Raw genomic sequence first — 223 nt, 5'->3', positions numbered from 1 at the left:
GCTGATGGCTCTGGGCTCCTCCCCGTTCGCTCGCCGCTACTGGGGGAATCTCGGTTGATTTCTTTTCCTCGGGGTACTGAGATGTTTCAGTTCCCCCGGTTCGCCTCATTACCCTATGGATTCAGTTAATGATGGTGCAACGGATTGCACCGGGTTTCCCCATTCGGACATCGCCGGCTGATAGCGCTTCATATCAGCTCACCGGCGCTTTTCGCAGATTAGC

Annotated in this window: 1 rRNA gene; it reads right to left on the bottom strand. The window is 55.6% G+C overall.

The features are described from left to right. Window positions 1-223, bottom strand: a 23S ribosomal RNA gene (locus tag IQ209_RS18120); the annotation flags it as partial.

The organism is Xenorhabdus sp. BG5, from assembly GCF_015163665.1.
GTDB lineage: Bacteria > Pseudomonadota > Gammaproteobacteria > Enterobacterales > Enterobacteriaceae > Xenorhabdus.
The sequence above is the reverse complement of the archived record's forward strand: the minus strand, read 5'-3'. Positions and strand labels throughout refer to the sequence as shown.